The sequence below is a fragment of the Pseudomonas sp. JV245A genome (assembly GCF_032424515.1).
Lineage (GTDB): Bacteria > Pseudomonadota > Gammaproteobacteria > Pseudomonadales > Pseudomonadaceae > Aquipseudomonas > Aquipseudomonas protegens.
In genome coordinates, this window is sequence record NZ_VYKE01000177.1 from 1 (window position 1) to 9464 (window position 9464).

Below are 9464 nucleotides of genomic sequence, written 5' to 3' on the forward strand. Positions count from 1 at the left end.
TGCCGGCCACGCTTGAGCTCATAGATGCGCCGGGCCAGGAACGACTTGCCAGCACCGGTGGGGCCGATCAGCAGCATCGGTGCCCTGGAGCGCACCGCGACCCGCTCGATCTGCTCGATGGAGCGGTTGAATGCCGGGTTGCGGGTGGCGATCCCGGACTTGAGGAAGGCCAGGCCCTCCAGGCGCTTGTGGGCAAAACGCGAGGCGATGCGGTCGTAGCGCGACAGGTCGAGGTCGATCAGGGCGTGGGTGCCGGTGGCGTGCTGGTCCGGGTCGCGGCGCCGCGCCGGTGAGGTCTGGATCAGCCGGGCAGGGAGGTAGCGCGCCTCGGTCAGCAGGAACCAGCAGATCTGCGCCACGTGGGTGCCGGTGGTGATGTGCACCAGGTAGTCCTCGCGCTCGGTGTCGAACGGGTAGGCGCTGGTGAAGTCGTGCAGGGCGCCGTACACCTCCTCGAAATCCCAGGGATTGTTCAGGCCCATGGGGTGCAGGCGCACCTCGGTTTCCGGCGACACCTGGCGCACGTCGTTGGCCACCCGTTCGGCCAGGCTGACATCCCGCGCGTCCAGGCCATGGATCAGCTCCAGGCGGTTGATCAGCACATCCTGCTGCTGGCACAGACCGACCGTGGGCCGCCAATGGCTCCAGCGGTTGGCACCCTTGCCGACGCGATCGAGGGTGGAACCGACAAAACCTATGGCGACCGTGGGCTTGTTCGACATGTTTATACCTGGAGATAAAAAACGATAAGCAAAGATATAAAATTATCGAGGCGTTTGTCTTGCCGGATACTTGATGAAAAAGTGATAAAAAATAAAAACCTTATAAATCAATGAGTTGAAAAATAATTTGTTGGAAAATCAAAACCTGGCACAGCGGCTGCAATATCTCTGGCAACGAACAAGACAACAGAGCGAGACGCCAAGATGGCCAACTTCCAGCTGTTCAACACCCAACAGGCAAAAGCGCCAGCGAGCACCACCCTGAACGCTTCCAAGGGCGGGGCCTATGCCTACAACGCCAAGCATCGCCTGGCCCAGCTGGCGGTCACCGGTTGCCTGAACTCGACCTTCTACACCTCGCCGGAAGGCCAGCTGGAAGTGGTGCTGCAACTGGTGAGCGAGCTGGACAGCCGCTTCGTCGCCCAGGCCGCCCGTTACGCTCGGCAGCAAGGCCATATGAAGGACATGCCGGCGCTGCTGCTGGCGGCACTGACCGCGCAACGCTCGGCCCTGGTGCCGGAGCTGTTCGCCCAGGTGGTGGACAACGGCAAGATGCTGCGCAACTTCGTACAGATCCTGCGCAGCGGCGTGACCGGGCGCAAATCCCTGGGTTCGCAGCCCAAGCGCCTGGTGCAGAACTGGTTGAACAGCGCCACCGAGCGCCAGCTGTTGCAGGCCTCGATCGGCAACCAGCCGTCCCTGGCGGACGTGGTGAAGATGGTTCACCCCAAGCCAAGCGAGGCCTGGCGTGAAGCCTTCTTTGCCTGGTTGATCGGCAAGCCGGTGGATGTGCAGGCGCTGCCTGAGCTGACCCGGGACCTGCTGGCGTTTCGCCGCGGAGCGACCCGGGAAGTGCCCCAGGTGCCGTTCCAGTTGCTCGGCAACGAGACACTGAGCGCCGAACAATGGGCCGGGCAGGCCCGCAACATGGGCTGGCAGGGGCTGCGCATGAACCTCAATACCCTGGCGCGCCACGGCGCGTTCCAGGTGCCGGGTTGCACCGAGTACGTGGCGGCGCGGCTGGCGGATGCGGGGGAGGTGGCCAAGGCCCGGGTCTACCCGTACCAGTTGCTGGCGGCCTACCGCATGGCCGGTGACGAGGTGCCGCAGCCGGTCCGCGAGGCGCTGCAGGATGCCCTGGAGCTGTCCCTGGCCAACGTGCCGGCGCTGGCGGGCAACGTGGTGGTCTGCCCGGATGTCTCGGGCTCGATGCACAGCCCGGTCACTGGCTATCGCCAGGGCGCCACCACCGCGGTGCGCTGCATCGATGTGGCGGCACTGGTGGCGGCCGCGGTGTTGCGCAAGCAGCCGGCGGCGCGGGTCATGCCGTTCGAGCGGGGGGTGGTGAACATTCACCTCAACCCGCGGGACAGCGTGATGAGCAACGCGCAGAAGCTGGCGAACATCGGCGGGGGCGGCACCAACTGCTCGGCGCCCCTGGCACAACTGGCCAATGCCAAGAGCCGCGTGGACACGTTGATCCTGGTCTCGGACAACGAGTCGTGGATCGATGCGCGGCGCCACGGCGCCACGGAAACGATGCGCCAGTGGGAGCGGATCAAGGCCATCAACCCGCAGGCGAAGCTGGTGTGCATCGACATGCAGCCCGGGGCCACGACCCAGGCACCGGACCGCGAGGACATCCTCAACGTCGGCGGCTTCAGTGACGCGGTGTTCGATGTGATCGAGCAGTTCACTGCGGGCAATTACGGTGCGCAGCACTGGGTAAAGGCTATCGAGGCGATGTAACGCTGATCGGTAGAGGATGAAACACACCGTGCGCCGGCCAGCCGGCGCACACCACAGATTTTTTGCTCATTGGCCCTGAATGCCGCTGTGACTACATCCAAAGGCGTCTCAGCAACTCTTGTCAGGGCCGGTGACGGCACGAATGCCAGTGGCTGTACATATTGGTTAAGCCGGTTCGAATCCGGCGATCAGTCACTTCTTTTGTCGTGCCACCTTTTTTGCAGTTTTTGCGACGAATGCTGATGGAACTACATCCAAGGTTCGAGATGCGGGTTCGATTCCCGCCGGTGCCGGAAAACGGCGCCGTGGTTCAATGGTCAGAACGCGAGTGCACCGTTTCATCGACTCCTTGTCGTCGCATCTTTTCCCCCCGCCTCGGCGGGATGGCAGCGAATGCCACGGGTACTACATCGTGTCGCGGGTTCGAACCCCGCCAGCCGCAAGGCTGTAGCTCAGTCGGTAGAGCAAATGTGCCTGTTCCCTTGTCGCTGCCCGCAGGCCCGGCCTGCACCGATTGACCCGGCGAATGCCGGTGGAACTACAGGACAGCGTGGTCGCGGGTTCGAGTCCCGTTCACCGCAAGGTGCTAGCTCAGAGGCAGAGCGCGCTGCATGTTCCACCTCCACTTGTCGCCGTCTGCACCGAACACCGCAACTCCGTAGGAGCTGGCTTGCCAGCGAAGAGGCCCCCGAGATCGTCTGCTGCGCCCCGGCTCCTGCACAACCTATTGAACAAGGCCGAATCACCGGCCACAGGAAAAAGAGTCAACGACATGGAACACAAGACCTACCAACTGCTGGAAGTCGCCAACGGCAAGCCGATCAAGATGTGGACCCAGGGCGTGCCGGTGGAAAACGAAGCCCGCCAGCAATTGATGAACACCGCGAAGATGCCGTTCATCTTCAAGCACCTGGCGGTGATGCCCGACGTGCACCTGGGTAAGGGTTCGACCATCGGTAGCGTGATCCCCACGGTGGGCGCGATCATCCCGGCTGCGGTCGGGGTGGATATCGGCTGCGGAATGATCGCCGCCCGTACCTCGCTGACTGCCTCCGACCTGCCGGATAACCTGGCCGGGTTGCGTAGCGCCATCGAGCAGGCGGTGCCCCACGGCCGTACCTCGCCCCGTAGCGGTCGCGATAAAGGTGCCTGGGGTGATGTGCCGCAGCAGACCGACCTGGCTTGGGCGGCCTTGCATCCGCGCTTCAAGGCGATCACCGATAAGTACCCGGCCCTGGCCAACAGCAACAACCGCCAGCACCTGGGAACCCTCGGCGGGGGTAACCACTTCATCGAGGTCTGCCTGGATGAGGCCAACCGGGTCTGGTTCATGCTCCACAGCGGTTCCCGTGGCGTAGGTAACGCCATCGGCAACCTGTTCATTCACCTGGCCCAGGCCGATATGCGCCAACATATCGCCAACCTGCCGGACCGCGACCTGGCCTATTTCGAGGAAGGCAGCCAGCACTTCAACGATTATGTGGAAGCGGTGGCCTGGGCCCAGGATTTCGCCCGGCAGAACCGTGAGCTGATGATGCAACTGGTGATCCAGGCCACCCGCAAGGTGATCAGCAAGCCCTTCGAGGTGGCGCTGGAGGCAGTCAACTGCCACCACAACTACGTGCAGAAGGAGCGCCACTTCGGTGAGGAGGTGCTGGTGACCCGCAAGGGGGCGGTGTCGGCGAAGAAGGGCGAGCTGGGGATCATTCCGGGTTCGATGGGGGCCAAGAGCTTCATTGTCCGCGGATTGGGTAACGAGGAGGCGTTCTGCTCCTGCAGCCACGGCGCGGGGCGTACCATGAGCCGCACCAAGGCCAAGAACACCTTCACCCTGGCCGACCAGATCCGCGCGACCGCCCATGTGGAGTGCCGTAAGGACGAAGCGGTGATCGATGAAATCCCGATGGCCTACAAGGACATCGACCAAGTGATGCACGCCCAGCGCGAGCTGGTGGAAGTGCTGCACACCCTGCGTCAGGTGGTGTGCGTTAAGGGGTAGAACAATGGACGACATGGATGCATTGATAGCAACCCCGCCCGGCTGGCAGTACCAGCTGAGCGACTACGAAGCCCGCCGCGTGCGGGAGGTGATGGACGAGTTGGACAGGCACAGCGCCTGGCTGGAGCTGAGCCGCTTCGGCAACGGTTTCGTGCGTCAGGCCGCGGTGCGCGGGCTGGCCGCGCAGCCTTCGGCAGAGGCCCTGGTGGCTTTGCTGGAGCGCCTCAACGACTGGGTGCCCCAGGTTCGCCAGGAGGCCGCCGCGGCGGTCGAGGCCTATTGGGTGCCGGAGCATGCCGGGCTGCTGTTGCAGACCCTGGCACCGCTGCTGGCCCTGGCCGGCAAGCAGCGCGCCGACCACGGCGCGACCCTGGAGCGGGCCAGCGCCGTGTTGCAACTGGCCCAGGTGCGCGACCAGGTGCAAGGGGCCTTTGGCACTTGCCGGGGCAAGGCTGCGCGCTTTGTCTTCGAGCTGTTGCTCAAGGGCGTCGAGGACCGCCCGGCACTGCTGGCCATGGCGCTGCGCCACCCGGAGGTCAGCGTGCGGCAGATGGCGGTGGACGCCTGCGCCGAACTGCCCGATGAGCAGGCGCTGCCCTTGCTGGAAGAGGTGATGCGCAGCTGCGGCGCCAGTGTGCGGGTCAAGGCCCTGCGGCTGCTGCTGTCGCGCCTGGCCGATTGTCGCGAGTATCTGGCGCAGGCCCTGCTCGACCCTTCGGGGGCCTTGCGTTGCCTGGCCCACTGGGCCGCGCCGCGCCATGGGCTGGACCCGCGGGCAGTGCTGCTGGCCCGCTTGCAGCAGCCGGCCCCGGGCAACAAGCGCCAGTGGCTGGGGCTACTGGGGTTGGTCAGGGAGCTGCAGGAGCCACAGGCCGATGCCATGGTGCGCCAGGCCCTGGCTTCGCCGGCGCTGAGCGTGCGCCTGCAGGCCCTGCAAACCCTGGGCGAACGTGGCATGGCCGAGCAACTGGCGGCCCTGGACGATGCCTCGGACAAGGTCTTCGACTGCGCCCTGGGCCTGTTGCGCCAGCAGCCGTGGGCGGTATTCGACGAGGCCCTGGAGCAGCGTCTGGACCAACATTGGCACGATCTGCCCAAGGCGCGACGCTGGGCCATGCTGGCCCTCAAACCGGGCTGGCGTCAGTTGGAGTACCTGCTGTGGCGCCTGGGGCAGGGCGGCAGTGACGCCGCCTATTGGCGCGAGGCCCTGGCGCGCTGGTGCGACAGCCGCTACGGGATGTTCGACCCGGTGACCCCCAAGCCCCTGCGCGAGGCCATGGTGCAACGCTTGCAGGCGATGGAAGCCGCCGGGGAATTACCCGCCGGTTCGGTCCAGCGGCTGTTGTGAGGAAAGGAGAACCGCCATGTTGACCCCGGTTGAAGATGAGCACAGCCAGGCGCTGCGCCAACAGCTGGAAGCGGCGTTTTGCGTGTTCGATTTTGTGCGGCTGGCGGTGGAGCCGGGTGTCGAGGTGAATCAGGCCTTGCATCGCCAGGGCTTGCAGCACCTGTATCAACACCTGATGGCCAGGCGCCGTGAGGCCTGGAAAAAGCTGCGCCAGGACCCGCGCTACGCCGACGTTGGTGAACCGCAGATGCGCTGGGAACCGGAGCGGGCACTGCCTGAGCGGCTCAGCCCGCAGCAGGTCCGGCAACTGGTTTGCGAAGACCCGGAGCAGCAGGACTGGGCCTTGTACCGGGCGTTTTGCCAGCCACCGTACGGGCTGCATTTCCCGGGTGGGGCCGAGCAGGCCCGCCAGGTGTACGGCCAATGGCTGGACCTGCTGGGGCTCGATCTCCAGCAGCAGCCCCAGGTGATCAACTGGGTGGGCGACCTGGAGCTGGATTGTCAGGCCCCGGCCATGGGCCCGCATTGGCTGCCCTGGAGTGAGTATTTCGACGATGGCCTGGAGTGGTGGGGCGTCTGGTGCCTGACGGTGTGGAACCCCGAGCGCCGGACCCTGAGTGTGCTGGCCGCCAGCGCCACGGATTGAACAAGGAAAAGGATCATGGAACATCTGGAGCGCCATCCCCTGAGCAGCGCCATGCGCGAACGGGTATTGGCCGAGCTGGCGCGGATCGAGCGCAAGCGCAATGTGCAGGTGCTGTATGCCTGCGAGTCCGGCAGTCGGGCCTGGGGCTTTGCCTCTACCGACAGCGATTACGATGTGCGTTTCGTCTATGTGGAAAAGCCCGAATGGTTCATCCAGGTGGATGCCGGGCGCGACGTGATCGAGCGGCCCCTGGACGACGAGCTGGACATCAGCGGCTGGGAACTGCGCAAGACCCTGGGGCTGTTGCGCAAGTCCAACCCGACCCTGCTGGAATGGCTGGATTCGCCCCTGGTGTACCGCAGCGAACCGACCGCCGCCGAGCGCCTGCGCGAGCTGGCCGAGGCGTTCTACAGCCCGCCGGCGGCGCGCAACCATTATCTGTCGATGGCCAGGAAGAACTTTCGCGGTTACCTGCAAGGCGACAGCGTGCGCTTCAAGAAGTACTTCTACGTCCTGCGGCCCTTGCTCGCGGTGCGCTGGATCGACCAGGGGCGCGGCCGACCGCCGATGACCTTCGCCGACCTGCTGACCACCGTCGACCATCAGCCACTGCTGGACGAGGTGGCCGAGCTGCTGGTTTTGAAACGCTGCGCCGACGAGTCCGCCTACGGACCGCGACGCCCGGCACTGCACGCCTTTATCGCCGCCGAGCTGGAACGCCCGGTGCCGAAACTGGTGCGTACCCATGAAGACAACGCGTTGCTGGACGCTTACCTGCGGGAAACGGTCCGGCACTACGCCTGAGGAATGTGATGAAACAGGATGTAATCGAACTGGACGGCGCCATCGGCGGCGGCCAGGTACTGCGCAGCGCCCTGAGCCTGTCGATGCTCACCGGCAAGACCCTGCGTATCCATAATATTCGCGCCCGGCGCAGCCGCCCGGGGCTGTTGCGCCAGCACCTGACCGCGGTGCTGGCGGCGGCCCAGGTATGTGGCGCCAGAACCACTGGGGCCGAGCTTGGCTCCCAGGTCCTGAGCTTCGAGCCGGGGCCGATCCGCGGCGGCGACTACCGCTTCGCCATCGGCACCGCCGGCAGTTGCACCCTGGTGCTGCAGACCCTGCTGCCGGCCTTGCTGCGGGCGCCGCAGCCGAGCCGCGTGAGCATCAGCGGCGGCACCCACAACCCCCTGGCGCCGCCGGTGGATTTCCTCCAGCAGGCCTGGCTGCCGCAACTGCGGCGCATGGGCGGGCGGGTGGAACTGCAGCTGCTGCGCCATGGTTTTGTCCCGGCCGGCGGTGGCGAGCTGGAGGCCTTTATCCAGCCTTCGGAGCTGCAACCCTTGCATCTTCAAGAGCGCGGAGCATTGCTCGGCAGTCGAGCCTGGGCCTTGAGCGCGGGCCTGCCGGAGCATGTGGCGGAACGCGAGTTGCGCCGGGTGCACGATCGCCTGCAACTGCCTCGCGAGCAGCTCACCCCGGTGCTGCTGGATGAAGAGTACGGCCCGGGCAATGTGCTGCTGCTGGAGTTCGCCTTCGAGCACCTGACCGAGCTGTTTTGCGGTTTCGGCCAGAACAGCCTGCGGGCGGAGAAGGTCGCCGACGGCGCCATCGATCAGGCCCGGGACTGGCTGGACTCCGGTGCCGCAGTGGCGGAACACCTGGCCGATCAACTGTTGCTGCCCATGGCCCTGGCTGGTGGCGGCAGCTTCACCACGCCGTGCATGACCGAGCACCTGCAGAGCAATATCCGGGTGATCGAGGCATTTTTGCCGGTGCGGATCGAGGCGCGGCCACTGAGCGAGCAAGTACTGCAGGTGCAATGCCACGCCCTGTCGTGAAAGGGCTAATGGGCCCGGGTCATCAAGGAGGTTGTCGCCATGTATCACCTGTATGGAAGCCAGGGCACCGGCTCGGCCATCGTCGAGATCGCCCTGGAGTACTGCCAGCTGGCCTACCGCCGCATCGAGGCCGCGCCCTGGGAGGACAGCCCCGGGCGCGAGGCCCTGGCACGGCTCAATCCGCTGTTGCAGATTCCCACCCTGCAACTGCCCGATGGCAGCATCCTCACCGAAAGCGCGGCGATCCTGATCCACCTGGGCCTGGAGTTTCCCGACTCCGGGTTGCTGCCTGCGCCAGCGTCGGCCCGGGCCCAGGTGATACGCGGCCTGGTGTACATCGCCGCCAACTGCTATTCGGCCATCGGCATCCTCGACTACCCGGAACGCTGGATCAGCGACCCCGACGAACCGCTCAAGGCCCGGGTGCGCGCCGCCGCGGCCGAGCGCCTGTATCGCAGCTGGGGGCTGTTCGCCGAGCAGTTTGCGTCGCGACCATATTTCGGCGGTGCGGCGCCGGGTGCCCTGGATATCCAGGCGGCAGTGGTGTCGCGCTGGTCCGGTGCGCGAGAGCACCTGCGCGATAGCCATCCCGATTTTCTTGCCCTGCTGCAACGCATCGACCGCGAACCGCGTATCGCCGCGGTCCTGGCCCGCCACTGGCCCCCCGCATCCTCGTAGGAGCTGGCTTGCCAGCGAAAGCATCCGCCAGCCGTATGCAGGGCTCGCGGGCCCCTTCGCCGGCAAGCCCGCTCCTGCGGTTAGGAGGTGGGGTGATAGAGAGGTGAATCAGCGGTTGAGTTTCCTGGGGCGAAGCTGGCAGTCTGCGCGCCCGGTTCAGTGTCGGTTTTCTCTCAGGGACGTACTCGATGGATGGCAACACCTGGCTCAAGGCCTTGAACACTCTGCTGACGATTGTGCAGCGCCTGGTGCTGCTCAGTGGCTGGTTTATCGCCGCGCTGGTGCTGGGGTTCACTATCAAGTCCGGGTTGCAGCCCTTTCTGGCGATGTTCCTGGCTTCGCTGTTGGGGGTTGTCGCGTTGGTGGTGCATGAGGGCGGGCATTACCTGGGGGCACGCGGGTGCGCGATGCCGGTGTTGCATGTACGGGTGGCCGCCGTGGAGATCCAGGTGCTGCGGCGCGGCTGGCGGGTGCGCTGGGC

General features: G+C 65.5%; 8 protein-coding genes and 1 pseudogene. 8 read left to right on the forward strand and 1 reads right to left on the reverse strand.

All coding sequences use genetic code 11. The features are described from left to right. Window positions 1-722, reverse strand: a 722-nt coding sequence (locus F6S12_RS27575) for an RNA repair transcriptional activator RtcR family protein (RefSeq protein WP_315869540.1), incomplete at its 3' end; no start/stop codon positions are given. Window positions 723-926: 204 nt separating this feature from the next. Between F6S12_RS27575 and F6S12_RS27580 the strand changes: the two genes are divergently transcribed. The 8 genes and pseudogenes from F6S12_RS27580 to F6S12_RS27615 form a co-directional block, all read left to right on the forward strand. Beyond that, on the forward strand, window positions 927-2471 hold the full coding sequence (locus F6S12_RS27580) for an RNA-binding protein (protein WP_194238129.1): 1545 nt from the start codon (window positions 927-929) through the stop codon (window positions 2469-2471). Between the two features lie 772 nt (window positions 2472-3243). Next, window positions 3244-4470 (forward strand): RtcB family protein, encoded by a 1227-nt coding sequence (locus F6S12_RS27585; protein WP_041117328.1) that lies wholly within the window; start codon window positions 3244-3246, stop codon window positions 4468-4470. A gap of 4 nt (window positions 4471-4474) precedes the next feature. Then, the gene (locus tag F6S12_RS27590) at window positions 4475-5818 is read left to right on the forward strand and encodes a hypothetical protein (RefSeq protein WP_015635089.1); all 1344 of its coding nucleotides are present in this window, start codon (window positions 4475-4477) and stop codon (window positions 5816-5818) included. 16 nt (window positions 5819-5834) lie between these two features. Further along, entirely contained in the window at window positions 5835-6464 is a 630-nt protein-coding gene (locus F6S12_RS27595) for a hypothetical protein (RefSeq protein ID WP_258611739.1), read from the forward strand. 15 nt (window positions 6465-6479) lie between these two features. Further along, a complete protein-coding gene (locus F6S12_RS27600) occupies window positions 6480-7268 on the forward strand; it encodes a nucleotidyltransferase domain-containing protein (RefSeq protein WP_315869541.1) in 789 nt (262 codons plus the stop codon). Between the two features lie 8 nt (window positions 7269-7276). Then, window positions 7277-8305 carry an RNA 3'-terminal phosphate cyclase gene (gene rtcA, locus F6S12_RS27605; RefSeq protein ID WP_015635092.1) on the forward strand — a complete coding sequence of 343 codons (1029 nt, stop codon included), beginning with the start codon at window positions 7277-7279 and terminating at the stop codon, window positions 8303-8305. Window positions 8306-8344: 39 nt separating this feature from the next. Beyond that, entirely contained in the window at window positions 8345-8983 is a 639-nt protein-coding gene (locus F6S12_RS27610; protein WP_065363584.1) for a glutathione S-transferase family protein, read from the forward strand. Window positions 8984-9171: 188 nt separating this feature from the next. Continuing rightward, window positions 9172-9464, forward strand: a pseudogene (locus F6S12_RS27615) (hypothetical protein); the annotation flags it as partial.